Annotated in this window: 22 protein-coding genes and 1 pseudogene; 15 read left to right on the forward strand and 8 right to left on the reverse strand. The window is 56.1% G+C overall.

Translation table 11 applies throughout. The features are described from left to right. Window positions 1-2: 2 nt before the first annotated feature. Genes V8J82_RS22415 through V8J82_RS22450 form a run of 8 tightly spaced genes read left to right on the forward strand, consistent with a single transcriptional unit; the run spans window position 3 to window position 6,339 of the window. A complete protein-coding gene (locus V8J82_RS22415) occupies window positions 3-788 on the forward strand; it encodes a type IV secretion system protein (RefSeq protein ID WP_339979035.1) in 786 nt (261 codons plus the stop codon). Between the two features lie 46 nt (window positions 789-834). Beyond that, window positions 835-1,488 carry a VirB8 family type IV secretion system protein gene (locus V8J82_RS22420; RefSeq protein ID WP_339979037.1) on the forward strand — a complete coding sequence of 218 codons (654 nt, stop codon included), beginning with the start codon at window positions 835-837 and terminating at the stop codon, window positions 1,486-1,488. Next, window positions 1,488-2,171: a TrbG/VirB9 family P-type conjugative transfer protein gene (locus tag V8J82_RS22425; RefSeq protein WP_339979039.1), complete on the forward strand. Its 684-nt coding sequence runs from the start codon at window positions 1,488-1,490 to the stop codon at window positions 2,169-2,171. The genes V8J82_RS22420 and V8J82_RS22425 overlap by 1 nt, the downstream gene beginning before the upstream one ends. Further along, entirely contained in the window at window positions 2,161-3,618 is a 1,458-nt protein-coding gene (locus V8J82_RS22430) for a TrbI/VirB10 family protein (protein WP_339979041.1), read from the forward strand. The genes V8J82_RS22425 and V8J82_RS22430 overlap by 11 nt, the downstream gene beginning before the upstream one ends. 18 nt (window positions 3,619-3,636) lie before the next feature. Beyond that, on the forward strand, window positions 3,637-4,632 hold the full coding sequence (locus tag V8J82_RS22435) for an ATPase, T2SS/T4P/T4SS family (RefSeq protein WP_339979043.1): 996 nt from the start codon (window positions 3,637-3,639) through the stop codon (window positions 4,630-4,632). After that, window positions 4,622-4,879 (forward strand): hypothetical protein, encoded by a 258-nt coding sequence (locus tag V8J82_RS22440; protein ID WP_339979045.1) that lies wholly within the window; start codon window positions 4,622-4,624, stop codon window positions 4,877-4,879. The genes V8J82_RS22435 and V8J82_RS22440 overlap by 11 nt, the downstream gene beginning before the upstream one ends. 9 nt (window positions 4,880-4,888) lie before the next feature. Next, window positions 4,889-5,335, forward strand: coding sequence for a hypothetical protein (locus V8J82_RS22445; RefSeq protein WP_339979048.1), 447 nt, complete (start codon window positions 4,889-4,891; stop codon window positions 5,333-5,335). Next, complete coding sequence (locus V8J82_RS22450; protein WP_339979050.1) at window positions 5,335-6,339, forward strand: TrbL/VirB6 family protein; 1,005 nt, start codon at window positions 5,335-5,337, stop codon at window positions 6,337-6,339. Before V8J82_RS22445 ends, V8J82_RS22450 begins: the two co-directional genes overlap by 1 nt. Window positions 6,340-6,352: 13 nt before the next feature. On the opposite strand, the gene V8J82_RS22455 is transcribed toward V8J82_RS22450, so the two are convergent. From V8J82_RS22455 to V8J82_RS23750, 6 genes and pseudogenes are all read right to left on the reverse strand, one after another. Beyond that, the gene (locus tag V8J82_RS22455; RefSeq protein ID WP_339979052.1) at window positions 6,353-6,688 is read right to left on the reverse strand and encodes a hypothetical protein; all 336 of its coding nucleotides are present in this window, start codon (window positions 6,686-6,688) and stop codon (window positions 6,353-6,355) included. 237 nt (window positions 6,689-6,925) lie between these two features. Beyond that, window positions 6,926-8,338, reverse strand: coding sequence for a hypothetical protein (locus tag V8J82_RS22460; protein ID WP_339979055.1), 1,413 nt, complete (start codon window positions 8,336-8,338; stop codon window positions 6,926-6,928). Window positions 8,339-8,813: 475 nt separating this feature from the next. Beyond that, a complete protein-coding gene (locus V8J82_RS22465; protein ID WP_339979057.1) occupies window positions 8,814-10,793 on the reverse strand; it encodes a type IV secretory system conjugative DNA transfer family protein in 1,980 nt (659 codons plus the stop codon). A gap of 5 nt (window positions 10,794-10,798) precedes the next feature. After that, entirely contained in the window at window positions 10,799-13,036 is a 2,238-nt protein-coding gene (locus V8J82_RS22470; protein ID WP_339979059.1) for a relaxase/mobilization nuclease domain-containing protein, read from the reverse strand. Continuing rightward, the gene (locus tag V8J82_RS22475; RefSeq protein ID WP_339979061.1) at window positions 13,029-13,466 is read right to left on the reverse strand and encodes a hypothetical protein; all 438 of its coding nucleotides are present in this window, start codon (window positions 13,464-13,466) and stop codon (window positions 13,029-13,031) included. The genes V8J82_RS22470 and V8J82_RS22475 overlap by 8 nt, the downstream gene beginning before the upstream one ends. A 30-nt stretch (window positions 13,467-13,496) precedes the next feature. Next, a pseudogene (locus V8J82_RS23750) lies at window positions 13,497-13,637 on the reverse strand (hypothetical protein); the annotation flags it as partial. Between the two features lie 471 nt (window positions 13,638-14,108). On the opposite strand from V8J82_RS23750, the gene V8J82_RS22480 reads away from it, so the two are divergent. Continuing rightward, entirely contained in the window at window positions 14,109-14,846 is a 738-nt protein-coding gene (locus V8J82_RS22480) for a ParA family protein (protein ID WP_339979063.1), read from the forward strand. Next, window positions 14,839-15,186, forward strand: a complete 348-nt coding sequence (locus V8J82_RS22485; RefSeq protein ID WP_339979065.1) for a hypothetical protein — start codon at window positions 14,839-14,841, stop codon at window positions 15,184-15,186. The genes V8J82_RS22480 and V8J82_RS22485 overlap by 8 nt, the downstream gene beginning before the upstream one ends. A gap of 438 nt (window positions 15,187-15,624) precedes the next feature. Here the strand turns inward: V8J82_RS22485 and V8J82_RS22490 are convergent, their stop codons facing one another. Beyond that, window positions 15,625-16,056: a hypothetical protein gene (locus V8J82_RS22490; protein ID WP_339979067.1), complete on the reverse strand. Its 432-nt coding sequence runs from the start codon at window positions 16,054-16,056 to the stop codon at window positions 15,625-15,627. Between the two features lie 559 nt (window positions 16,057-16,615). On the opposite strand from V8J82_RS22490, the gene V8J82_RS22495 reads away from it, so the two are divergent. From V8J82_RS22495 to V8J82_RS22510, 4 genes are all read left to right on the forward strand, one after another. After that, window positions 16,616-17,425 carry an SOS response-associated peptidase gene (locus tag V8J82_RS22495; protein WP_339979069.1) on the forward strand — a complete coding sequence of 270 codons (810 nt, stop codon included), beginning with the start codon at window positions 16,616-16,618 and terminating at the stop codon, window positions 17,423-17,425. Window positions 17,426-17,588: 163 nt separating this feature from the next. Then, a complete protein-coding gene (locus tag V8J82_RS22500; protein ID WP_339979071.1) occupies window positions 17,589-17,999 on the forward strand; it encodes a thermonuclease family protein in 411 nt (136 codons plus the stop codon). A 104-nt stretch (window positions 18,000-18,103) separates the two neighbouring features. Next, a complete protein-coding gene (radC, locus tag V8J82_RS22505; RefSeq protein WP_339979074.1) occupies window positions 18,104-19,036 on the forward strand; it encodes a RadC family protein in 933 nt (310 codons plus the stop codon). 387 nt (window positions 19,037-19,423) lie between these two features. Next, a complete protein-coding gene (locus tag V8J82_RS22510; protein WP_339979076.1) occupies window positions 19,424-19,744 on the forward strand; it encodes an H-NS histone family protein in 321 nt (106 codons plus the stop codon). Between the two features lie 127 nt (window positions 19,745-19,871). On the opposite strand, the gene V8J82_RS22515 is transcribed toward V8J82_RS22510, so the two are convergent. Continuing rightward, a complete protein-coding gene (locus tag V8J82_RS22515; RefSeq protein ID WP_339979079.1) occupies window positions 19,872-24,290 on the reverse strand; it encodes a calcium-binding protein in 4,419 nt (1,472 codons plus the stop codon). 112 nt (window positions 24,291-24,402) lie between these two features. On the opposite strand from V8J82_RS22515, the gene V8J82_RS22520 reads away from it, so the two are divergent. Beyond that, window positions 24,403-25,062 carry a hypothetical protein gene (locus V8J82_RS22520; protein WP_339979081.1) on the forward strand — a complete coding sequence of 220 codons (660 nt, stop codon included), beginning with the start codon at window positions 24,403-24,405 and terminating at the stop codon, window positions 25,060-25,062. The last annotated feature ends 434 nt before the right edge of the window (window positions 25,063-25,496 follow it).

Consider the following 25,496-nt stretch of genomic DNA (forward strand, 5'->3'; position numbering starts at 1 on the left):
CAATGCCGAACTACACGCACAGAATTGCGGCCTTGGTCACAGCGACAACACTCTGTGTTACCTCACCCGCAATGGCGCAAGGCGTGCCGACCATCGACAGCCGGTCTTTGCTGCAACAGATCCAAATCCTGGAACAAATGCTGCAGGATATGGGGATCCAGAACCAGCAGCTCACCCAGATCATCGAACAGGTGAACTTGCTGCAACAGCAGATCGCGCAATTGGAGCAGATCCAAAGCTTGTTGGAGGATCCCGAAAGCATCGTCGCCATGCTCATGGGCGATGAGCTGGACGGGTTGCTTCAGGGCAATTTCGATTTAAGCATGGTGGAAACCATCGTCTCCGGTGTGAACGGCGATTGGAGCGGCATCGCTGAGGGCGTGTCGGGCGAGTTCGAAGCCAGCGTAAACCGGGTGCTGGAAGGGGCGGGCACATCGCCCGAAGGCATTGCCGCTCTTGCCGAGTCTCCAAATCCAATTGCGCGGTTGAATGCAACGGCCACAACCACGGGCGCGGCAACCTCCGCCGCGGCCGAGGTGGCCTACCAGGAAGCCCAACAATCGGTGCAGCGGGTGCAAGTGCTGGTCGAAGATATCAGCAACATGAGATCGCTGCGCGCCGCGCTTGATCACAACACCCGTGTGACGGCCGAGCTGGCGATCGCCATGGCCTCGATGTGGCAGCTGGAAAGCGTCCAGACCATGGGAACCGGCATGGGTGGCGTGCTCGATGCCGCCACCTTCGCCGAGATCCAGCGCTTTAGCGATCTGACACCGCCTGACTACTGAAACCGCAGGCCACGCGGTCTGACCATCAATCTTCCAGAGGAACGCCATGTCTGACGACAGACAAATCCTGCTCGATGCTGAGGTGATCTACGGTGCGATGCGTCGGGAAAAGACCTGGCAATTGCTCTTCGTCGGCATGACGGTGGCCACGATCCTGGCTGTGGCATCGGCCACGCTCGTCATGGTCAGCATGAGGCCCCCTGCCCCGGTCGTCGTGCCCTTCGATCCGGAAACCGGCATGGCGGTGCCCAATGCCTCGGTCGAAGCGGTCTCGCTGGATGAGCAAGAGGCCGTCGTCCAAAGCCTGGTCTTTCGCTATGTGATGGACCGCGAGACCTACAACCAGCTCGACAACGATATCCGGATCAGCCGAGCCCTGGCGCGCTCGACCGGTGTCGCCCGGGCCGGGCTGATGCGCCAATGGGACTCGCGCAGCGGGGAGTTTCTGCCTGACCGCTATGGGGATCGCACCCAGGTGAATACGGTCGTGACCTCGATCACGATCCTGGATGGCTCCCGGGTCCATGTGCGGATGCGCAAGACGTTGCGCTCACCGGACGGTGTGACAGGTGGCAATTTCACAGCGGTGCTCGCCTATGAATTTAGTCCCGGTGAAGAGCGGACCCTAGAGGCGGTCTGGCAGAACCCGCTTGGATTCACCGTCACCGACTATTCCCTTTTCCAAGATCGGAGAGAATGATGCGGATCCAGGCCCTAATCCTATCCTTGGCTGTGATGGTGGCGGCCGGCAGCGCCGCCGCCGAAATCGTTCCCGCGGGCAGCCATCTTGATCATCGGATCCGCGTCACGGAATTTGTCGATGGTCAAGTCTATGCGATCCAGACCTCGCTGACCCGGGCCACGACGGTGGAGTTCCAAGAGGGTGAGCGGATCGTCTCGATCGTCGCAGGCGACACGGAAGGCTTCGATTTCCAAAGCGTTCCAGGGGATCGCGTCTTTGCCGTGAAACCGACCCTGAATGGCGCCACGACCAACGTCACGGTCTATACCAACCGCCGCAGCTACTACTTCACCCTGCGCGTGACGACGAACCCGTTCTACGTCCTGCGCTTCACCTATCCAGAAGATGCAGAGGACCAGCCGACACGATCGGCGGGGCCAATCAACGCCAATTACGGCGCCGATCAGCGCAATGACATCACGCCTGTCTCAGTCTGGGATGATGGCGAGTTCACCTATTTCCGGTTCCCGGGCGGCGCCCCGGTTCCGGCGATCTTCCGGGTCACGAATGGGCGCGAGCGCAGCGTGAACTCGCAGCTGGTTGCGGATCGACTGGTCCGTGTGAGCGGCACGGCGCAGCAATGGGCGCTGCGCATGGGCAATATCGAAGTTTGTATCGCGGAGTTGTTCGATGGGCAGTGATTTTGACAAGGATCTCGCCGAGATCGAAGGTCAGGCCGTTGGCAAGGCACGACGCAACCGGGTTGGCAAATGGCTGCTGATCGGTGGGGCCACCAGCGCCGTTGCCCTGGGCGGCGTCTATGCGGTCACGCAGCTGCAACCGGCGCAGGTCGATGAACCCTCGATCCCGGTCAGCACCACAACGGAGTTTCCGGAGGACGTGCCTGTTGTGGAAACGCTGCCGGTGCCGCAATTGCCTGAGACCGTTGTTATCGAGCGGGGTAATCCCGCCCTTCTCCAAGAGCAAGCCGACCAGCTCGAAGCCCAGGCGGCCGAGATTGCCACATTGATGGATGAGCTGGCGCGGACGCAGGAATTGCTCACGGCGCAAGGCGATGCCTCCGCCCGGGAAGCCCTGCTTCAAGCGCAGATCGCCGAATTGCAGGAAGCCCATGCCCGATCCCTGGAAGAGGCGGAGCTGGCCGCGAGAGAGACGCGCCTTCAGGAGATGGAAACACTCCGTCGCGATTTGGAACTGCGTATCCAGCAAATTGAAGCGGGCGCCGAACAGAGGGAGACCGAACTGCAGCTGGCCTTACGCAATGCCGAGTCGGAATATCAGGCCTTGTTGCAGCGCATGGACCAAGTGGATCCCGCTGAGGAAGCGCGCCTGCGCGCAGCGGAAGAAGAGGCGCGGCGCCTGGCCGAAGAGGAAGCGCGTCGGCAGGCCGAGCTGGCCGAGCGCGAGGCGCAGATGCAGGAGATCCTCTTGGCCCGGATCAATTCAAACATGCTGGCCGTGTCCAATGGCGGCATAGTCTCCGAGATCGAAGGCATTGCGCGCGACTTGTCCGAAAACGAGGCCTTTGTGCGCCGGATCGTGGAGCCTGTCCCCGTAGCGACGGCCCAGACGATCACCAATCCAGAGGCGACGGTTGCCCAGGGCACGATCATTCAAGCGTCATTGGAAACGGCGATTGATAGCTCGCTGCCCGGTGCGATCCGTGCGACCGTGGCCGAAGATGTGCACGCGCTCGATGGCAGTCGCGTGCTCATCCCGGCGGGCTCGCGTGTCTTTGGGGAATACAATTCCGAGATCGAATTGGGACAGCGCCGGATCCTCATTCTCTGGACGCGGATCCTGACGCCCGATCACCAATCGATCAACATCGCCTCCTTTGGCGCAGACCAGCTGGGGCGCTCGGGCACATCGGGTACGGTCGATACACGGTTTGCAGCCCGCTTTGGCGGTGCGGCTGCAATCTCGATTATTGGCGCCGCACCCGCAATCGCCGCGCAACAGGTCGATGACGACGATGCGGCCGATGTCCTGGAAGAGGTCGGGGACGATCTGTCATCGGAATCCGAAAGCGCGCTCAACACACTTCTGTCACTGCCGCCCCGGATCTTCGTCCAACAGGGCGCCAGCGTGTCGATTATCCTCGACCGTGACGTTGAAATCTACTGATAGGACGGGAGTGATCGGGTGGAACGCGAAGCCTCTTATGTCGATATGGAGCTTGGCCGGTTTACGGCCCTCATGAGCCCGGATCTGGTGGAAATTGTTCTTAACCCCGATGGCGGGATCTGGATCGAACGCCGTGGCATGGAGTTCATGGAGCCCTGGAGCGGCCGAAAATCAAAGGATGAAATCGGCAATCTCGGCAAGGCGCTGGCCAGCGAAGGCGAGATCCGGGTCGGCGAAGAAAGCCCCATTGGATCCGCTTCGATCAACTACATGGATTGGCTCATCCGCGCCCAGGTTATCCAGGCCCCGGCGGTGCGAGACGGGCATTCAATCTCGATGCGGTTCTTCCGGTCCGATTCCGATGTGATCGAGCCGGAATATCTCGAAGGCGGCCCGATGAGCGCAAGCAAGGCCAGGCGCGCACTGAGCCAGCGCGTGCGAGAGCTGGCCGCTACGGATCTTCAAGCGGCCTTAAGGCTCTGCGTGACCGAGAAACTGAACGTTGTTGTCTCTGGCGGAACCAGCTCGGGCAAGACAACCGTGGCGCGCTGGTTGGTGCAACAGATCGATCCGCGTGAGCGCATCCTGACGATTGAAGACGTGCCGGATCTGATGCCTTTCCATGAAAACAAGGTGATGATGGTCTCAGATCGTAGAAGCCCGGTCCGCTCCCCCGACAAGCTGTTGCAAGCCTCCCTGCGGATGCGTCCGGATCGGATCATCCTATCGGAGGTGACCGGGGCCGATGCCTACACCTTCCTGAAGGCGATCAATACCGGCCATGGCGGATCGATGACCACGATCCATGCCGACACGGCGGAACTGGCCATTGAACGTATGGCTCAGACCGCTTTGGAAGCGGGCAGTCAGATGACCTACACGGACATGATCTCTTATGTGACGCGCTCGCTCGATGTCATCGTCCATGTCGGGAAAAAAGGCGGGCGCCGCGGCGTCCTGGAAGTGTTTTTGCCGCAAGACTATGCCGATGGAGGTGCAGCTGATGACCTATAACCACAATGACCTGCAACGGCAGTATAACGACCAACAGGAAGCGCAATATTGGACAGAGTTTCAGCAGCGGCAACGCGCGGCTGCGGGGCCGGCCGATGGGGGCTTCTTTCTGTTTCTGTTCCTTGTGCCGCCGGTTTTGCTCGGCGTGTTCTCGGCGATTTATCCGCCGCTTTGCGACGGCCTGGCTGCAATCGGATTTGAAGACGCCTGCCCGCATCACAACCCTAATCCTTCCGTGGATGAATGAGGTAAGACGATGAAGACACCCACCCTCTCCCTGGCGCTCGCTCTCGGCTGCGCGATCCCTGCCGTGGCACAAGACAGCACCATCAATCCCCATTGCCAGCCAGAAATGGATCTCTCCGATCCGAGTTCGATGCTCACGGAACCCCTATCGACGGCACCGCCAGATTGGGTGCGTGATCGTCCAACGTGGCAGATCGGCCTCATCACCGACTTTCGCGAGCTGCGCTCTGCCCAGAATGTCATCGCGGCCGGCGACTGTTCTTGTGAGATTAGAAATCTGACCCATGACGAACTCCGCGACGAAATCGAAGCGTTCTTAGAGCCGTTGGGGGATATTCCGGAGCGTGATCTGACCAGCGAAGAGTACCGCGTACGACAAAACATCGGTCGCCAGCTGCGGGCGGAGCGCCGAGCCTTGCGCCCACAGTTCGACGAAGTGTGTCGCGAGGCAGAGTGATGGGGTTTGTCGAAGTCGTTGTGACGGGCATCCTGGAGTTGATCGAAGGCTTGGATCAGAGCCAGTTCGGGAACCTCTCCTCCGCCTTCGCCAGGACCGGCCAACTGGCCGCGTCTTTGATTGTGGTGATCACCATCATCAATATGGCCATCCAACGGGTCTCGGTGCCGCTGGAAACATCCATCGGACTGATCGTGCGGATCACCTTTGTAGCGCTCTTCTTCCAAAGTTGGACGCAATTCTCGGCCGTCGCTTATGCGATCCAAGAGGCGTTTAACTCAGTGGCAGCAATCCTCTTTAGCGGCACAGAATATGCCGGTGAAACCTCAGTGGCGCGGGCATTGGACAACATGATCGGCAGAGTGGCCGAGGCCGGGACGAATGCCGTTGGCCGCCTCGATGTCCTGGGCGCCGTCATGAATGGGGTCTTCTTCTTGCTGATCTCGGTCTGCGGCGCACTCGCCGCGGCCGGTTTGATCGTCGCCTCCGTGGCCTTTACCCTGATCCTGTCCCTGGCACCACTGGCGATCCTGGCAACGCTCTGGCAAGGGACACGCAGCTACTTCCAAAGCTGGCTCAACGCCGCGATCGCGTTCCTGCTCTTCCCCGCCATCCTGGCCGGAACCCTGGGGATCATCGTCCAGCTCGGCAATCGGATCTTGCTGGAACGTGCCACTGAGGTTGAAACGCTCGGCGCGACCTTTCCGTTTGGCATGTTCTTACTGCTCAGCATCATCATGCTGCTTCTGACGCCATTCCTCGTCACAATGCTGACGGGCCAGTTCCAGATGGGATCCCTGGCGACTATGGTTGGCGGGGCAGCGCTTCTGAGCCGTGGGCTCGGATTTGCCGGGCGTTCCATGGCCAATAACATCGCCCAGCCAAGGGATAGCGCCGGAAATGCGGCCAGCGGAAATGGCGCGGTGCAGGCCGCGCAGGCTGCCCAACGGCAGGCGGCACAACATCGCCAGCAGCAGATCCAGAACGCGATGAACAAGCGGTAAACCTAGAGGCAGATTACACATCGCCCAGCTTCAAAGGCACGTGGTGCCAGCGCGTCAATGGTTCCGTCTTCATGCGCCAAACCTTCAGCCTGCCGAAGTCTTCAGCGCCCGGGCTTCGAACCCGGATCCTCACATACTCATACTTGCCGCACTGCTTGCACTCGCAGGGCGCCACATGGATGGGATGTTTGTGACCAAACACATCCGCGAGGTCGCTCGCGAGAAATGTTATTTGGCGGCGGCAGAGGTTGCAGCGCAACGTCACCAATTGCCCATCACGCGCCGCATCCCCAAGCGTGCGAACCGGTTTGCCCGGATGGGCGACAACTGGCGGGATCCCTGCTGGCATAGCCTGGATAGATGTTCTGCAAACGTTCTCATTTCAATCGGGTTGCGGATCGGTCTGCGCGGCCCACGGTGCGAAAGTGCGGAAAGCAACCCAGACCTACTGAAATCCTGGAAGATGAAGGGGATCCGCTTTGAACAGAGTTCATAAAAAGATCGGCGCTGAAACGCCGCCATCTATTTTGAAGCAGATGCGAGGTAGGAATTGAGGTGCCGACAACGGCACCTCAAAAGGGTCCGATCACCCGATTCCAAGCAAATCGACTGCATTTTGCTGGTTTGCAACATCAAAATCAGTCAGGACCAACCCCAAATAATGGTCATCGAACACAACCTCCTTGAAGGCTTGAATCTCAGCCACGTTTTTGGTTCCTGACCGAGCATTCGTGATCTCCATTGTCACCAAATACTCTTCGAAAACCTTGATATCGCCGGTTGCAACATGAAAGCCGTAAGATACAACAGTTCCCTCAGCATATTTACCGGCAGGAATCTTGTATGTATCTCGAACTTCACTTGCGACTTTGAAGTCGCGACCGGTCGTAACCGCTCCGCCGCTGGAAGAGCTTTCCGACCGGCCAACCTCAGCGCTAAAGCCAGCGAACGACCCTGTCGCTTTCAAAGACTTTTCGACTTCAGTGCTCCAATTGAATTCGCTGCTGGCCTTGTAAGTATCTTCCTTTCGCAGGACCCAGGTTGTCGATGGTTCACCTTGGCCGGCGACCAGAGTTCTTGACTGACTTGTCGGTTCTAAAGTGACGTCCGTTATGCTCCCAATCGTAATGGCGCTGCTACCATTCCAATTGTTGGACGTGTCATCTCGAGAAACATCAAAGACTTTGTACGTGTCCTTGATGCCATCATTGTTCAGATCGAAACGATTGTTGAGGTTTGAAATGTTTACGTTAGAGCGATCAACGCCTGTGATCGTTGGATCGCCGTCACTGGCCTTGCCGTTGGAAAAGCCTTTGGCAAACGGACCAAAATTGGCAAGTTTGATGTCTTGCAGAGAGTGGCTTTGGTTCAGTGCACCATAAAGATTGGCAGCTTGGCCTTTTTCTTCATTGGTAACATTTGCCTGGACTTCACCATAGCTTGTCCGAACGGTGTCGCCACTATCTGCTGACTGAAACGACGCCAAAACACCGGCATCGACCACACCATCAAGACGCGCTTCAACCTCAGCGCCGAAATCACCCTGTGACGCAGTGCCAATCATGCTGTAGTAGGCGGCTTCGGCGATTTCTTCGACCAGAACGTCCGTCAATTGCTGCCCACTTAAGGCAGAGTCCAAAAGGACCTTTCCATCTGTTGTCGCAGCACCATTCAGTTTGGTTCCGTCATCAGCACGCAAATTGTCTACGATCTCGATGTCGAACTCATCGCCAAAACTATCAGCGGCGTCTCGCGCGGACGCGAATTCTCGTGACTGCGCCTCGTCTAGTGCTTCAGAGTAGCGTAGCAAACCTTCAAATTGCTCTTGTGTCAGCTCAAGAGACTCGATCCCACGCGCCTCAAACGCTGCCTTCAATGACATATATCCGTCAGATGCTGGCATTGGCGCTTCCTTGGTGTAAGAAGGACCAGGACGGACATCATCGTCGCTGTAGAATACAAACTCTTCCTCGTTTGAGGATTCAAAATCCATAGCCATCACTATTCGTTCCTTCACTTAGTTCTGGCTGATCTCAACGATTCTGTTCGAGATCAAACCACTGGTGAGGCGGACAGCTAGAGTGGTGGTGCTGCTCTTTCACCACATGAGATTGTGAAGCAAGGTGGCTCGCTATTTCTTGCGACTTTGCGAAGCGATGGCAGCAACTTCCTGCGAAGTGCTCGAAATTTGTGCAGCCCCACATGGACCGAATACCATTTGGATCGCAATGTCGCGAAGAAACTGCTTCTACGAGATAGATTCATCATAAGGTAACGCGTTGTTTTCCAATAGAAACCGCGATTTAGGTTACTACGCGCCCAGGTGTTACGACCCGTTGAAGTATCACTGGCTCACAAAGCAGAAATATCGCCAAACAGGACGGCGATAACTAAGTCTGACCCGCAGAGCGCGCTCTCGTGGAGTCTTGCACGGTGCCAGAGGTAAACATCTGCTCATGGTGTTGTCTCTGGCTTCAAGACGCTGGTTCCAGCTCACCAGGCGTAGAAACCGCAGCGGCCCCGACGCGATTTCCGACCGCAAGCGACGTTTTCTTTCGATGGGTCACTTTGACGGGCGGTTTTTCCTGCGCTGGCATACCCGAGAACATCAATTGCTCCGGCTTGTCGGCCACGGCTTCGGCGTCCTTCAACACGCCCGACATTTCACGCGCGGCACTTGCGGCCGCCGCGAGATCCTCGCTAGTGGGCCGGGGTGGTGTTTCAGCACTTGGGGCCGACATGGAGTTGGATCCGCCTGGTCCCGCTGCCGCCATCGTATTGTTGCGTTGAAACCGTTGGATTTCGACGGTCCGTTTGACAAGCTGATCACGATCCAGCGCGTCCCAGGACAGGGCCTTTTGCTTCTCCAAGATCGGGGCAAATGTCCGGTCTTCGTAATGCTTGATGGCGTAGGCCCGGACGGGCTGACGTCCATTGACGATAGCGATCGCCGTTCCTTCAGGAAGCCGCCGCGCCTCGTCATCGGGCAGAAGCGGCTTTTCTTCTGTGCGCTCGGAGATGGTGGACAGTTTATCGAGCCCCGTTTGGCGCGATTTCGTTACCGTGCGCCTAGTGGTCATGCCACAGGCCTTAGACAGATCCTCAATCGTCATCTCTTCGCTCGGCGTCATGTAAAGCTTGATCCCTGCCCCACCCTGGATCGAGAGGCGTTCCTCGTAGGAATAGATCTTGTCGAGCTTCGGCACGGTCTGCGTGATAATTGCGATCATGCCGTTGAATCCGCGGATCGTCGTCATGGCCTCGGCCACTCGGGACATCTTTCCGAGACGATGGAACTCGTCGAGGATGATCATCACCTTGTGTGTCTCATCTGGCCCGGGCAGACGGCTTTGGATATTGGCGACAAGCTCGTTGAAGAACAGTCGGACCAGGCCCGCCAGGGGTTCCAGGTCACTGTCATTGACGGCGAAGTAGACGGAGATCTTCTGGCGCCGGAGATCGTCGAGCGAGAAATCGCTGCGGGACGTCATGTCCGCGATGTGCCGGTTCCCCCACAGATCGAAGCCGGCATTGTTCATAACGGAAAGGTAGGATGACAGCGTTTTGCTCTCTAGCTTCGCCAACGTCTGAAGTTCTTTGCGCAGGGCCTTGTTTGTCGCGGCCTTCGCCAAGACGCCGATATGCTGCCGCAGATCTTTGTCACCTTCGGCCAGGACATCGTAGATACCGCCAAGCGTGAAGGTTTGGTTGAAATACGCAACGCCGCCCGCAGCACAAAAGAGCTGGATCGCACCGTTCAACCACTCCCCTGCCCCATCGGCCTGCAGAAACAGACCGGCGATCTTGCGCAGCTCATAGGCCACCTGGTCGTAATCATTGAGCGCGCCAATGCGCTCCAGCGGATTGTACCGGCACGACAGGCCTTCGAAATCGGCCGGTGCGAAGCGATAGACCTTGTTGCCCATCTCGTGGAACCGCCAGCGGGCCGTCGTGTCGTAGTTCTCGCCTTTGATGTCCAACGTGATTGTCGATCCCTCAAAGGTCAGAAGGTTGGGATAGACGAACCCAACACCTTTACCGGCGCCGGTGGGAGCGATCACCAGGATGTTGGGGAAGGCGGTCGAGTTGAGGAAACGGCCACTGCCCTTGGGCTTTGAGGTTTTGGCAAAGACAAAGCCCGCCCCGGGCTCCCGCAAGAGCTTGTTGCGCCGCAGATCGGCTTTGGTCTGCCAGCGCGAATTGGCAACTTTTGTCAGGGGTTCGGTTGCATAATGCGCGCCAAACAAGAATCCGCAGATCATCAAGGCGCCAAATCCAATCGCGAGCTGGCCGGTCAGCTGCGTGTTGTCGAGGATCGAGGCGAGATTGAGCAGCGGATAGCCGTAGCCAATATCGCTGCCGAGCTGAAACCGGATCCATTCAACCGCCAGCAGGTACGCGACGATGGCCCCGATCAAGGCGAAGAATAGTCCTGCGAGAAGCTGTCTGGGCATATCGATTACCTCTCATACCCTTGGTCACGCTCATGATCACGGTCGATCACGTTGCGGATGTAGTCGCGGTTTTCTTCATGGGCGTTCTGCTCGTCGCGGGTTGGCTTATAACCATTGAAATTGCGCTCGTATTCTTCGACCTCCTTAGAAAGCTGCCGCGCAAATAGCGGATTGTCCGTCAGCCCCTCAGCGCCGCGCATATCCCCTGCCCTCAACTGCTCGTATTGGCGCTCTGTCGTATAGGCTTTGATCAGGGCAATGGCCGCGAGAACCTGCTCGCGGGAATCCGTCAGTTCGATCTGCGTCGATCCGCGTGCTTCCAGCTCTTTTAAAGCGTCGGGTGTCCCGGCCCGCTCCGGCCCTTCGCGTTCACGCTCCGGATGTGAGGCCACCACCAGACGCGCGAGATTGTCTGCCAAGCGATGGGGCATGTCGGGATAGGCGTTGGACAGGCTCTGGCCCGCCGCGGCTTCCTTTTGCATCGCGGGGTTGGTCCGATCCGCTTCCGGTACAAGGGCGTCGAACACGCGCGCCTTGTCAGCCTCGTCTTTCAACGCGAACTCGCCGGTCTCGTCGCGGTCAAGTTTGCCTATGGCGTCGTTGAACTCATTGGGGGCATACTGGAACCATGTGTCGGCGGTGTGGGCGCTGTTGACTTCAACAGCCTGTCGAATGGCGCGCTGGTTGGCCTCAATCCATTCCTGTGGGGCTCCACTCTCTCGATAGTATTCCTCGACCCGTTGCACATCGTCGGCGACCCGGTCCTCGAAGTAACGGTAGGTCTCAGGATCAGAGGGCGTTTGGATCTCCCTGTCCTGAAGATGTGGAACACGCTCCAAGACGTTTTCCTTGGTCAGAAGCTCCCGCAAGTCCGCATAGGCGGATCGGAGGTAGTCGATCGATGTCGCGTTCTGGGCCTGGTCTCGCAGATCAAGCTGATGGGCCTGCGCGATCTGCGCCTGATCATCGCGCAGCCAGAGCCGTTCAATGTGGAAGTTCGGCGTTCCGGCCGCGATGCGCGCCTCCATCGCCGTGGCGCTCACGCCGTAGGTCGCCTCGATCTGAGCCAGGCCATCGCGTACGGTCTGATTGTGCACCGCCGCAAGCTCCGGACCCTGCTTATGCATGTAGATGGAATCCGCTTGGGGGGCTTTGTGCAGATCTTCGATCATTGGGGAGAACCGCGACAAGGTGCTGTGCTGGGTCAGAACATCACTCAGGCGCAGTTCGACAGGAACGCGTTTGGCGGCATCCTTGCCCTGCAGGGTGGCTTCTGCCTCTCGGATCCCGCGCTCGATTAAATTTATATATTTATCGAACCGTTCGACGTCATTTTGCGACAATGCTTCCATGAACATAACCCCTTCTTTATCTGGAAGATATTCACCTACTTGGGCATAGTAGTTGGCCAAATCAGCGTTGTCACAATTATAAGCGCATATGGCGAGAGTGCTATAGGCCATCGCCGACCAGCGCACCAATTCCTGTTGTCGTTCAAGATCCGCCCCGAAGCGTGGCCGTTGCTGGGGATCCCTGCCCTCCTTACGCGCGTTGATCTGCTCGGTCCGCGTGGGCTGCCGATCCGTGATGCCCCGCTCAAAGCGGAATGACGGATCCAGGAACACACCATATTTGAGCGCATGGTCTGACATGCTTTCGCGAAACGCCTCGTAGCTGAGGTCTGTTTCTGCGCGCATCGTCAGCAGGTTCCCCTCACTGCCCCAACGGTTCACGATCACATGGGCGTGGGGGTGATCTGGCGTGTCGTCATGCACGGCGGCCACGTATTTGAACCGCTCCGGGCCAAGCTCAAACTTCTCCTGCAACACATTGCGGGTGATCTTCTCCACGGTCGCAGTAGGCGTCCCCTTCGGAAAGCTGAGGATCAGATGGCTCGTGTTGCCGGTTTTCGGCGTGTATTTCCAGTCGGCCGCCCAGTCTCGAATGATGGCATTACGCGCGCCCGGATGGACGACATCCTGCAATTCCAAGCGCCCCGTGGGATCGATGAGCCGGGCCGCTTTCTCTGGATTGAAGATGTAATCCATCTGGCCGCGAAGACCGCTGCGCGTCGTGGTCCCGCCCCGCGAGATCCGCTTGAACATGGCCCGATCCGGGAACCCAGCCCTGGCGAGACGCCGCAACGAGGGGCGCGGCGGGCGATAGAGCTGCCCGCCCGGGCCCTTTCGCTGCTGGAACAGGTCCGAGACCCGCCCCAAGACCTGATCGATGGCGCTACTCATACTCTTCATCCAACGGATCAACCGCGTCCAAACGCGCCCGCAGGGTCTCGGTCTTGATCTGATGATTGTCGAGCATTTGACCCAGGACGGTCCGAATATGGGCAACGTCATCAGCCGCGCGCAGCATGATTTCGACTTGCTGACGGGTTGGATCCGCGCGTCCGATCTTCTTCATCGAGGCCGAGAGAGACCCGGCGATCTGATTAAAGTTGCCGCCTAGCCGCGACAGATGTGCTTCGGCGCTCGCCAAAAACACCTCTTCGTCAGGCGTTGGGGCGAAGTAATCCCCCAGAAATCGAACCAAACGGCGCAGCACAGCGGCGCGTTTCCTCATCCCGGCACGGCCAACAAACCGATCCAAAGCGGCGCATTCGTGATCTGTCACCCGTGTGGCAACGCTCAAATAGGCCGCACGACCCGGCTTCCGCATGCGTTTTGCGTCCACCGCGCGGTACACCGTGGAGGGTGCAACACCCAAATCCCGGGCAATGGCCGTGGCCGTTTCACCCCGTTGAAGCCGAGCTCGGATTTCCTGCCGTCGCTTTCCGTATCCCTTCGGACCGCGCATTACACACCGCATACTTGCAACAAATGTAAACATTAGCCCTATCCTGCAATACGCAATATATGCCGGGCTGAGCTCGATCTATACTGGAATGGATTGGCTTGCCAGACCATTGGAAGAGATTATGCAAAGCCCGAATAGCAATATTGCGGCAATAGCACGTCCGAGATCTCGGCGAGGACGAAAAAACACTGAGAATGCGCGAAGCACTCATTTTAGAATTCGTGTGTCATTTGGCAATTGGATAATGACCAAGTGGCACTGACCAAATACCAACTGCCGAAAGCTAATAGGTGAATGCTTGTTTCCAGTGGGCGTTCGTATATTACCGTGCGCCTCCTGGAATTGATCCGATGCCGGACGCCCCATGCCTTCTACCGAATGTCTTTTGGAATTTGGTCATTGACGGCGGTCTTTTGCCGTTCGTCAAACAGTCACCGTTTATTGCGGTTGCCATTCTCTAGCGCTCGGATTCTATATCCAACATCACATTTAGCAGGCGTAGGTATGGCTGAGCACGACGACAGCATCGACACAATTCTAATTGCCTTCGTGAGCACCAAAGGTGGGGTCGGCAAAAGCACGAATTTGGTGGGTTTGGCAGCCGGTCTCCTCGATGATGGTCACTCGGTTTGCATCATTGATACCGACCTACAGGAGACGAGCGGATCTTGGGCGCGTGAATGCGCTCGAACCCATCCGAATTTAACGTCCAAGAGCCTTGAGCTGTCTGTCGACAACGTTGAACTGGCGCATGAGCAAATCATAGAGGCGCTGGAGCCCGTTGAGTTTAATCTGCTGGACACGGCCGGCGCGGCCTCCGCGGCGATGACTGCGGCCATGGTCACAAGCGATATCATCTTATCTCCGTTTATGCTGACGCAGCCGGACATGGACGGTTTGATCTTCTCGCGAGATGTGCTGAGTACGGGGCTCGCGTATTACGGCGAGGACGATGACGTCGATGCCAGGTTCTTTGGCCTTGTCGTGCGTGACAACAACTTCATCAGCAATGAAGACAAAGGGCGTCTCGAAGCCCTCTCCATCCAGATCCCGCTCCGGCGCGGCATGAACCGCAGTCCCAGCGTTCGGCGATGGATGGAGGCCGGCCTGACGCCCAAGCAAATCAAAGATGGGATCACGCCGGCCGCAGACGCTGCTTTGCTCACCGAGGAAGGCCTCGCAAAGGCCGGGGCGGTCATCCATCAAATGACCGCAGACATTAAGGAGTTGATCAATGCCTAGGAAGGTCGGAACCACAAGACAAAGGGAAGCTGCGCTTGGTGGCCTCGCAGCAGCAGGCGCCAGCATAGAAAGTGAACGGGCGGAGGAGGAACACCTTGCGGAGCTTGGACCGGAAAGCCACAGGCTGCCGGTTGTCGATGTGAAGGCTCCTGCCGCTTCCATCCGCGTTACCGTACCGGCCAATAGCACTGTCGCCCGGCTTGCGACGAAAATGGCTGATGAGGCGAACGCCACCCTCGGCCGCAATGTCGTCACGCCGAGCCAGATCGTCGCTGACTTCCTCAGAGACCATGAGATCGAACTTGGTCGCATGTTTACGAACAGCATGAAGCGGGGGTAGGCGCGTTCATCACCGGCGCTGATGCATCTCATGACGATCAAAACCAACATGCACGTGCGGGTCGTGTTCGCCTCTATGCTGCCCTCGCCAAAGACAAAGAAGGCAAACCGCGCGAGACATATACGTCGTTCACGCCGCGAGACGGCGCCTTGGTGGTACCTCCCGGATACCAATACCATGGTCGGCCATTTCTTCAGATTGAGGATGCCGACAGCGCGGTAAATCTGACGCTGGTATTCTACGAAGGAGGCATACAGCTCGTTTATCCAGACGGGACCGAGACTAACCTGGATTATGAGACGCTCTCGGAAATCGCTCACACAAACCCATAGTGAAAATAGGCACCGCCGCACTTTTCTGAACGGCGATAGTATAACGCCAGGTCGGCTGTGAGGGCAGTATTGCAGTGGTTGAAGACGATGATGCAAGCCGTGTCCATCAGCGCGCGGCGGCTTCGCTCAAGAGGGTCTCGAATGATCTTTCGTCCCAATGCTGTACGTAGAAGCCCCGGCTATTCGTGGACAAGCGCCCTGGGTCGCCGGCAACCGATGGCAGGCTCGAAAAATCGCTGATCGGCCTGAATGGACCCTGCCCCACTATGGGAAGGAACATCCTGAACATCTCACCGGTTTCATCGACACGCCAGGTGCCGCGCAAGATTTCCGTCGACCCATTCTGATAGTACGTGCCGTCGGGGGCCATATAGAACAGCCAGCCCGATGCTTCGTCATAAAAGGTCCGGTCCACCAAATCAGGACAGGCCTGCCGTTCTGAGGCTCGGCAGGATGCCTCACCCAATGGCCCCTCCTGCCTGCGACAGCCTGTAGCGAGCACGGTCAGGCAAAGTAGCGCGAGTACAAAGAACCTCATGACAAACTCCATCCCCACGGAGGGCAGACTTGGCACCGTCGTCTAGATGATATTGATCAGCTTCGACAGACAGGTCTCATTTGATTGCTAGTGTATGATTTGTCTTGGTTCTATCCAGACAACAATATGGAGAGCGGATGAGCGGTTTGAAGTCGCTACAGGCGCATCTGAGGACACCATGTTGCCATCAGGCTCTGCAACAGACCCATAATCCTAGGGCCGCGTTGGTCATCCGAATTCATATTTCACCAGCCATCGCTTGGCGTGATCCTGCAATCCGACGGGTTCGGAGCAAAGCAAGTATTCTCAGTCTCTGAGCACCGAAAAACCGGATCAACGGCAAAAAACCGTTGCTCGGCGGAAATGTTCCTGCAATGTTCCCCCGATGTCTCGGCGCACTACTCCACAAAAGAAGATCGATGATCAGGCTTTTCCGGTCCAGGTGAAATTTAAGGTACCGTCGGGCGGCTTAGGCCGCCGCCTCGACGATCTGCACCGATGGTTGGCCTTTGAGGTAGGGCCTGGCTTTTACGCCGTACACGCCGCCCCTGGTCTGGCGATGGATGTCATCGCCGTTTACCTCTGCGACACCCATGGCGCGCGTGATCTGGTCATAGCATTCCCTGATTTGGCGCTTGCGGATGCGCCCCAAGAGGAAACATATTCATCGCCGTCGCAAGCGGCGAACTTTGACGGTTTAGGTATTTTTGATTTGTGTAATTTGTACGCCTCTTTGCGAGGCCAAGACGCGATCCGCGATATGGCGAAGGTTTGGGAAGATCAGACAGGCAACCTACCACCCCTTCCTTCGATTTATCCCGACCAGATGGCCCCAGTCGTCTACAACGGCGAAGCCGGCCGCATCCTTGCGACAATGCGATGGGGCATGCCCTCTCCAGCATTTGCGCTCAGGGGCAAGAAGACTGATCGCGGCGTCACCAACGTTCGAAACACCAAGTCACCGCACTGGCGGCGCTGGCTGGGCGTCGAACATCGCTGCGTCGTTCCGCTGACGGCCTTTTCCGAGCCGCACAACCGACCTGGCAAGCCATCAGAGCCGGTGTGGTTTGCCCTTGACGAAACACAACCTCTCGCCTTCTTCGCCGGGATCTGGACCGAATGGACCTCGGTGCGGAGGCTTAAGGATGGCGAGACGACCGACAACTTGTTCGGGTTCCTCACCACAGAGCCAAACACCGTTGTCGGGCCAATTCATCCCAAGGCAATGCCGGTCATCCTGAGGACACACGACGAGGTCGACCTTTGGCTCACCGCCCCAACCGAGGAGGCGCTGCGCCTGCAGCGCCCCCTGCCCGATGATGCCCTCATCATGATTGATGCGCCGACCCTAGAGATCGAGCTGTCATAGATATTGTCAGCGACTCAGTTAAGTCGCGAAGCGATCTGGCGGGACATTGGACCACCTACCACGAGGCGACGGGAACCTATACGGCCCGTAAGTTGCGGTTAAGGGCTTGTTAATACAGCGCCCCCAATGTCACGTCAGTGCGTTTTCTGTTTAGGAGCATGCCATGAAGTTCTTCGCCCTAGTCGTCTCAGGCTTGGCCCTTGTATCGGCGATGCCTGTCCAGGCACAGAGCATGGAGCTATGTGATCGGGGGCCGCGTCACAGCTGCGTTGTCGACGGCGACACAATTTGGCTCAACGGGGTGAATTACCGGCTCGAGGGCTACGATACGCCGGAGGAATATAACAACGTCTGCGGTGGGTTCCGAGAAATAGACCTCGCACGCGCCGCCTCCCAGCGGCTGGTGGATCTTCTGAACCAGAGCGAGTGGACGATCCAATCCCACGGTCGAGCTGATCGGTATGATCGCGTGCTCGCAAACATCTACATTGGAGGTGAGGATGTGGGCGACATCCTAATTCGTGAGGGCCTCGCACGATCCTGGCCGGATGGACCAGAATTCTGGTGCCAATAGCACTTTGCGCTCAGTTTAAAGATCGCGAGGTCCGTTAACCATTCGTTTACCAGGCTGACCGATGATCGTGTTTTGCCCGTGAACGGATAGAGCGGACCAGAAACATGATCGGACGAAACCTCCAGGGCTTCCGCGAGAGAGCGGCAGAAGCTGTTTTCCTGCGCAATAGGAAAGCATCGCCCAAGACGCCGACGCCTGGCTTGTCAGAGGATGCGCTCCGCGGTCTCAAAGACCTTGAGGCGCGAATCCCGCCGCCCGATGCTGAACCAGTCCCAGCCTACTCAAGGGGCTATCAGCCTCGCGCGCGGCTCTCCCCGGAGCATACGGCCGGCGGCGGGCTAGTGACTGATCAAGATGGTGAAAGGCGGCCGCATTATTGGGGACACCGGGAGCGACTCCGCACCCGGTTCCTAAAGGGTGGGCATGAGCCGATGCCCGAATATGAAATACTAGAACTGATGCTGTTTAATGCGATCCCGAGAATTGACGTTAAACCCCTTGCCAAGCGGCTTCTCGCCGCCTTTGGAGACCTCAACGGCGTGATTGCAGCGTCCGAGCAAAGGATCCTGCAGGTCGAGGGTGCGACTGAACGCGTTTACTACCACCTGCGCTTAATGGAGGCATTCGCCCATCGGATGGGCCAAGCGAAGGTACTCAAGCGCGATGTCGTGTCATCCTGGGACGATCTGGTCACCTATTGCCGGACAATCATGGCGCACCGCGACACCGAGCAATTCCGCGTGCTTTACCTTGATCGCAAGAACGTCCTGATTGCGGACGAGGCCCAAGGCAAGGGCACGGTCGATCATGTGCCGGTCTATCCGCGCGAGGTGGCCAAGCGCTCCCTAGAGCTCAACGCATCGTCTATCATTTTGGTGCACAACCACCCGTCGGGGGACCCAACACCCAGCCCCGAAGACATCGAGATGACCGGGCGCATCCAAATGGCGTGCAGCGCCATTGGCATCGAGGTGCATGATCATATTATCGTCGGCAAAGATCGCGAGACGTCGTTTCAGAGTGACGGATTGCTCTGACTTCGATCCTTTTGCCGAACTCCGCACTTAGTACGACGACCGGTTTGTCTGAATTGTCCGTAGTAGGATTTCTGTCTCAACCCAATCTCCGCTGGGAACCATAGTCGCTTGATCAGACTTACAGACAGCATGCAAACAGCCTGGTCGGAAGTATCTTGACCGCTAAGACCTTATCTCACCCAGACTCAACGACCCAATTCTGACGAGAGCTTTTGCATGAGATCTAGCCTACGCGAACCGACTATCTGTTTGGCTAAGAACAGCCGCTTTATCGCTGTGAACGATCAGCTCTTGCAAAATACCTATCGAAAAAGACATGTCGGTGTTTATTGCTGTTGCGCCACAAATTCCGTAGGCACACCTATCAACGAATAGAGGATAAACCCTATGGCAAAGATACCGGATCTTACCAAACTGTCTTTGGATGAATTAAAGCGCCTGCAGAAAGAAGCGGATCAGGCTGTTGCAAGCTTTGAAGCTCGCAAGCGCGCGGAGGCCGTTGCGGAGTTGGAAAAGGTTGCCGCCAAGCACGGCTACAAGCTGAAAGACCTCGTCGGTGCCAAACCGGGAAAGGCGACGCCTCAGGGCGTTGCCAAATATGCTCATCCTGAAAACCCCAGCAAAACCTGGACAGGCAAGGGCCGTCAGCCCGCATGGATCAAAGACGGCATCGTGGCGGGAAAGTCTCTGGAAGACTTTGCCATCTAAAGCAATGCTGTCCATCAGCGAAAATGCTCACGCCGACGCAATCCAGCGGCTTACTCATACTGAGTGAAACACTATAACGGAGCAAGCCAGATACCAGGCGACCGAAGCCGCCTGGTATCCATCTCGACTACGTAAAGATAAAGTCATCACTTCCAATCTGGGCCAGATCCGCAGCTGAGATTTTGGCGAGTTGAAGAGCGTTTCCGCCAAAGACAACTTGCACATCGAAGATCCCGGTTGTGCCTTGCTCAACTGACGTAACAGTCAAATCCCCATATCCAGTCGCACCCCAAGCTGTGATATCGAGTATGTCATCCGCCTCTGAGTAGTCTATGACCGTATCAGAGGAGGCCGTGTCATCTGCGAACACAAAGGTATCCTGGCCAGCGCCGCCGATGAGCTCATCGCTTCCCTTGCCGCCAATCAGAGTGTCATTTCCAGCGCCGCCGTCTAGTAGATTATCAGCGCCCGTTCCAACCAACGTGTTCTGGCCAGAACCTGCAATTGCAGCCTCAAAGGCTATCGCTTGGTTTACGGTCCCGTGAGAGAACACCACGGTTTCCAAGCTCAAATCAATGGTCGAATCTGTGCCCGAATATGAGAAATCAAGCGTATCAAAACCTGTTCCACCATCGTAATCGTCTAGGCCGCTATTCCCAATAATTAAATCATTTCCACCGCCACCATAATGGTAGTCATTTCCGCTGCCTCCATCTAACGTATCGTTCCCGTCTCCGCCATAAAGGGTGTCATTGCCCGATCCACCATGCAGTAGGTTATGTAAGGCATTTCCGTTAATAAGATTATCGCCAGAGCCCGCCAGGACAGCTTCAAACCCTGTCACAGATTCTATGAAACCACTTTCGAATGTTGCCGTCTCTTCAGCTAGACTTATAGCAACGTTGTTCGAACTATAGGTGAAGTCGAGCGTATCGTAGCCTTCACCGCCATCGAACGTATCATCGCCCCCACTGCCATAGATCAAGTCGTTACCAGCGCCGCCGAAATGGGCATCGTTGCCCGCCTCTCCGCTAATCGTATCGTTACCGGCATCGCCATATAGTTTGTCATCGCCCTCGCTTCCTTCGAGTCGGTCATTGCCATCGCCCCCAGAAACAAAGTCATTACCGCCTTGACCAACGATGTGATCGTCGCCGCCCTCTCCAAAATGCTCATCCTCGCCCGAGCCACCGGCGATACTATCATTCCCCTCTCCGCCGAAAAGGGTGTCGAGGCCACCACCGCCAAGCAAGACATCATTGCCGCCCAACCCTAGCAACTCCTCTGACGCATTCTCACCTTCAAGGCTGTCGTCACCTTCGGTGCCCAGCAAAACACTTGTCGCATTCAGTTGTTGCGAGGTCAGGATCGAGCCATCGGCAAACTCAAATTCTTCAACCCGCTCCAAGGTACTGAAACGGAACTGGTCGATAATCGTCACAGCGGGTCCAGATTTGAGCTGGAAGACAAGATCATCATTGATATTCAAGATCGCAGTGATGTCTTTGAGGTTCATGTCTGTGAAGACAAGACGATCTACGCTTGATGAGTCTCCACTGAAATTGAACTCGCGGATCGTGTCGTTCCCGTCACCGCGCGCATAAAAATATGTGTCACCGCCGCGACCACCTTCCAGAAGATCATCCCCAGCGCCGCCCGAAATTGTATCCTCCCCCCTGGCTCCTTCGAGCGTGTCATTGCCAGAACCGCCGTCAATGTTGTCATTGTCAGCGCCCCCATAAATGACATCATCGTCAGCACCGCCGCTCAGCTTATCAGCGCCGTCTCCACCAAGTAGTGTGTCACTCCCCTCGCCTCCATCGACAAAATCCTCTCCATCACCACCAACAAGGGAGTCATCTCCTGTGCCGCCGCTCAAATTGTCATCGCCGATGTGGCCAAGCAGTGTGTCGTTTCCTTCCCCACCTTCAAGGGTGTCGTCCCCTTCATCACCATGAAGAGTGTCGTTGCCGCCACCGCCTAAGAGCGCGTCAGCGCCAGAACCTCCAAACACCACGTCATTGCCACTTCCTGCATCGACGCTATCACTGCCCTCTCCAGCAAAAATCGTGTCGTCTCCGGCGCTACTGGTGATTGTATCGTCACTCGCGGCCATCGTGTCATTAGACGTCTCACCGGGCGCGAGATCACCGAAGATCAAGTCTGCCGATGTTCCACCGTTAAGAATGTCTGACCCTGTTCCGCCGGACAGAATAAGAGCTGCGTCATTCCCATTCACTGTATCGTTGCCACCGCCCGCAAGCGCGATACCCTGGATCGTCCCGGTGAGCGTGAAAGTTCCGTCGCTATCGTCGCCCCGAAGCGCCTCGCCCGTTCCGTTTTGAACCGACGCGGATTGAAACCCAAGGAGCGGGTTCTCTGAGATCGCCTCACGCGCCCGCTCTTGTGAGAGCTCGGCCTCCGACATCAAGCGAGGCGCGCCAAATTCCAAGTCTTCGCCGGTCGTCAGATCAAGACCTTCATAGTTCAAGAGGCCGCGGACCTGTGTCGAATTGTGCAGCACTCTAGGGAAGCTCAGTTCAATATTACCATCCAAGAACAACCCGAAATCACCTTGCCTGAAATCCTGAATGACGGAGGATGCTTCGGAAAGCTTAAAGAGCCGTCCAGGATCAATGCCGGTACCGTGTGATTGTGTTGGGGTAAGTGATACATCCTCGAAAATATATATATCATACAGAATAGAGGATGTTGTTCCGTCAAAGTCATCAGCAATCCCTGTCACTTTAAACACAATACCAATTGACGCTTCGACTGGCTCGCCTTCTTGCCAGGAGATGATTTGACCGCCTTTTTGCACTGCAACATAATCGCGATTGCCAGAGGCCCCGCCGAACTCAATGCCAAAGATCACATCGTTGCTGATCTCGGTGATTTCCACACCATTGATAAACAGCTTGTCGTGGCCCTCTGCATCTTTAATATTCCTGCCGCCACCCGCCGTGATATGGAACTCGTCTGCTCCCGAGCCACCGTAAAGATCGCTCCTGCCATTGCCATATAGAATATCTTCGCCGGAGCCGCCTCTCAACTCTGCTGAGCCAATACCTTCTATTCTTAACTCATCATCGCCTGATCCGCCGTCGAGGAGATCGCCATCGACGTCTCCATCGTCCGATATGATGTCCTTTTCGGCACCACCCCTTAGCTCATCTTTGCCGCCTCCGCCGAATATGAAATCTTCGCCGGAACCGCCATCAATGATGTTTTCGCCCTCTTCGCCTGAAATCGTGTCATTAAAAGCGCTGCCGATAACGCTTTCAAAGTCAAAAGCTTCGAGAGACACGACGCCAACAGACAGAACCCCTGTGTCTAAATCGACGTTTGCACCTTGATCAGAATACCGTAGGTCGATGATGTCGTTATCGAACTCATCACCTTCGCCAAGACCATCAACAGTAGCTAGACCAGTGGCATCGGCATCTGACGACATCACAACCAATCTATCGTCACCAAGAGTGAGCTCTAGCACCTCCGTGTTGAATAGGGCCGACTGATTCTCCGAATTGAAGACATTTCCGAAGTTAGTCGCGTCTGGATTGAACTGAACCAATGCACTGAATTGTGAAGTGCTGCTATGAGAATGAATTATCGCGGCAACCGGCGCTGTTTCAAAGAATGAAACTGTATCTCTTCCACTTCCGCCATCTAAGAGATCGCGGCCTAGCGAGCCCTTAATGAAGTCGCTTCCAGACCCACCATGAACAATAAAGCTGCCTCTAAGCAAGCTCTCTGTTTCGAGAACATCCCCGCCGTCCGACCCTACGTACAACCCGCCTGAGATCAAGCGGACCATCCCGTTGCCACCATGAGAACCATAGGCATCTTCGAAGAAATCCTCTGCCGCACCTAATGCAGCAACAGTAGTGGTAGTAGCGTCTACTGCTGCTGCCGAGCCTTGAGAGAAGAACAAGTCTGATAAACCCAAGAGATTGCCTGAAACGATAGTATCAAAACCCGCTTGGACCGCAGCGGCCATCGATACGGCTAAGTCGTAGGTCTCGCCCGGCTGCTCAAGGATAGTTTCGTACCAAAAATCATCTTCACCAAGGCCAAGAAAAAGCAAGTTTCCGGACCAGATCGCCGGATTGCTAGAAAAACGTGAGAGCTCATCAAGTGTGGCGGCCGCATCTTGCCGACCAATGCGAACTAGGTCGGGAACATCGTAGAATCTCTCTCCGTCTATCATTCGAGGATTGTCGGAGATGTCCTGATAGACCGCCCGAGCGATTGCGTTTGACGCGTCCTGCAGGATAATATCAATATCTTGAATCGGGCCGCCCTGCCGAAGCTCAAGCTGGGCCGCTGTGTAGGTACGGATTAAGTCGGATGCGCCTCCCTGGCCTAGATTTGTTTGGGCTGCAGCACCAAACCAGGCTTCCAGACTAGGCTCTGCGGTGTTCTCGGGTACTTCCGGCATTTGCGCCCAAGCGTAAATTTGAGCGTACATATCAGCAAACTTTGTTAGAGAATTTCCATCGTATATTCTGGTAATTTCATCAAATTGTGATTGAGTCAGTAACATGCCATATCCCCGCGCGACAGAGTTACGTATACAAGCGTGACGTATACGAGTATGATGTTGCACCTCTATCTTATCTGACGAAATCTAATGGAGAACATCAAGGGAGTATTAAATGAGAATTTTAGAATTCTTCGTTTGTTCAGCTGTCTTACTACTCACCAATTCAGCTCTGGCTCAAACGGTAGAGCTGTCTTCGCGTACATTTTGGCTGGGCGAGTCACCAAGTACCATGGAGAGCGATCAACCGTTTTTTGCGCCACAACGCATTCAGTGGTTGAATACAATCATCGAACGTGACACCGTTCTTCGAGAAACGGTGATCCATGTCGACACGGTGCATCCATCAATACCGGTTTCTGAAAGGATTATTGACCCAGGACCTAACGTGATACCGCTGGAGCTTGACGATCTTCCAGAGCATTTGGTTTTGGATGGATATCATGTCTTTGGTTCATCAAACGGGTCACTTCGCAGGATCGTATATCTCCCGCTTGATCCTTCGGCAGGCTTCAGAGTTAGTTGCAGCCAAATGGATGATATGCAATCTCTCGGTTTGTGTGTGGTTCGCGCAACCTATCCGCCAGATAACTTGATTTGGCTCATGGGTAGGCTATACTTTCCGGAAAATCCTGCTGATCGCCCTGAGTTTTTTCGTCAAGTTGCAGAGCGAATGCGTGATTTCACGTATTGCCTTGACGTTACAGACGCGCCTACAAATCCTAGACTGGAAAATCCAACCCTTTCCAACTGCCAAATTGAGATGACTTCTTAGGTGCATATTCGGGTAGTATTATTCCAACCACTTCGTTTAGGCAGATTTGAGCCTTCGAAACTGATCAAATCACGCCTGTCGTGGCCCAAATGCCATTGCCTTTCGCACGAAACTGCCTGATCCAGCCCCATGATACGAGTCGTTTCGATATGGAATCCATTCCCGTTTCTTTCTGTTTGTGTGTTTGCCGTTTGGCGCGATTAAGGCAAAGCGTCGACTAGATATCTAAGCTGCAGTTTCCAAGTGCAGCACCACGCGTTTCAGCGCAATACTCCTCGGCAACCTCGTTTTCTAGCAAAAACCCTATGAATGAACCATGCTGGAGTAGCTGATCGAGTGATTGGAACTCGCAAACAGCAGACTGGGCTACTACGTGGTACCCACTATTTGAACCCGTTGCTCCGGTTAAGATACATCCAAGCTCAAAATCTCTG

Origin of the sequence: Gymnodinialimonas mytili (assembly GCF_037544085.1) — a bacterium.
In the GTDB taxonomy this organism is placed as follows: domain Bacteria; phylum Pseudomonadota; class Alphaproteobacteria; order Rhodobacterales; family Rhodobacteraceae; genus Gymnodinialimonas; species Gymnodinialimonas mytili.

Coding starts and splice junctions, on each gene's coding strand:
- V8J82_RS22415 (WP_339979035.1), top strand. CDS start 3: ATGCCGAACTACACGCACAGAATTGCGGCCTTGGTCACAGCGACAACA.
- V8J82_RS22420 (WP_339979037.1), top strand. CDS start 835: ATGTCTGACGACAGACAAATCCTGCTCGATGCTGAGGTGATCTACGGT.
- V8J82_RS22425 (WP_339979039.1), top strand. CDS start 1,488: ATGCGGATCCAGGCCCTAATCCTATCCTTGGCTGTGATGGTGGCGGCC.
- V8J82_RS22430 (WP_339979041.1), top strand. CDS start 2,161: ATGGGCAGTGATTTTGACAAGGATCTCGCCGAGATCGAAGGTCAGGCC.
- V8J82_RS22440 (WP_339979045.1), top strand. CDS start 4,622: ATGACCTATAACCACAATGACCTGCAACGGCAGTATAACGACCAACAG.
- V8J82_RS22445 (WP_339979048.1), top strand. CDS start 4,889: ATGAAGACACCCACCCTCTCCCTGGCGCTCGCTCTCGGCTGCGCGATC.
- V8J82_RS22450 (WP_339979050.1), top strand. CDS start 5,335: ATGGGGTTTGTCGAAGTCGTTGTGACGGGCATCCTGGAGTTGATCGAA.
- V8J82_RS22455 (WP_339979052.1), bottom strand. CDS start 6,688: ATGCCAGCAGGGATCCCGCCAGTTGTCGCCCATCCGGGCAAACCGGTT.
- V8J82_RS22460 (WP_339979055.1), bottom strand. CDS start 8,338: ATGGCTATGGATTTTGAATCCTCAAACGAGGAAGAGTTTGTATTCTAC.
- V8J82_RS22465 (WP_339979057.1), bottom strand. CDS start 10,793: ATGCCCAGACAGCTTCTCGCAGGACTATTCTTCGCCTTGATCGGGGCC.
- V8J82_RS22470 (WP_339979059.1), bottom strand. CDS start 13,036: ATGAGTAGCGCCATCGATCAGGTCTTGGGGCGGGTCTCGGACCTGTTC.
- V8J82_RS22475 (WP_339979061.1), bottom strand. CDS start 13,466: ATGCGGAAGCCGGGTCGTGCGGCCTATTTGAGCGTTGCCACACGGGTG.
- V8J82_RS22480 (WP_339979063.1), top strand. CDS start 14,109: ATGGCTGAGCACGACGACAGCATCGACACAATTCTAATTGCCTTCGTG.
- V8J82_RS22485 (WP_339979065.1), top strand. CDS start 14,839: ATGCCTAGGAAGGTCGGAACCACAAGACAAAGGGAAGCTGCGCTTGGT.
- V8J82_RS22490 (WP_339979067.1), bottom strand. CDS start 16,056: ATGAGGTTCTTTGTACTCGCGCTACTTTGCCTGACCGTGCTCGCTACA.
- V8J82_RS22495 (WP_339979069.1), top strand. CDS start 16,616: ATGGATGTCATCGCCGTTTACCTCTGCGACACCCATGGCGCGCGTGAT.
- V8J82_RS22500 (WP_339979071.1), top strand. CDS start 17,589: ATGAAGTTCTTCGCCCTAGTCGTCTCAGGCTTGGCCCTTGTATCGGCG.
- radC (WP_339979074.1), top strand. CDS start 18,104: ATGATCGGACGAAACCTCCAGGGCTTCCGCGAGAGAGCGGCAGAAGCT.
- V8J82_RS22510 (WP_339979076.1), top strand. CDS start 19,424: ATGGCAAAGATACCGGATCTTACCAAACTGTCTTTGGATGAATTAAAG.
- V8J82_RS22515 (WP_339979079.1), bottom strand. CDS start 24,290: ATGTTACTGACTCAATCACAATTTGATGAAATTACCAGAATATACGAT.
- V8J82_RS22520 (WP_339979081.1), top strand. CDS start 24,403: ATGAGAATTTTAGAATTCTTCGTTTGTTCAGCTGTCTTACTACTCACC.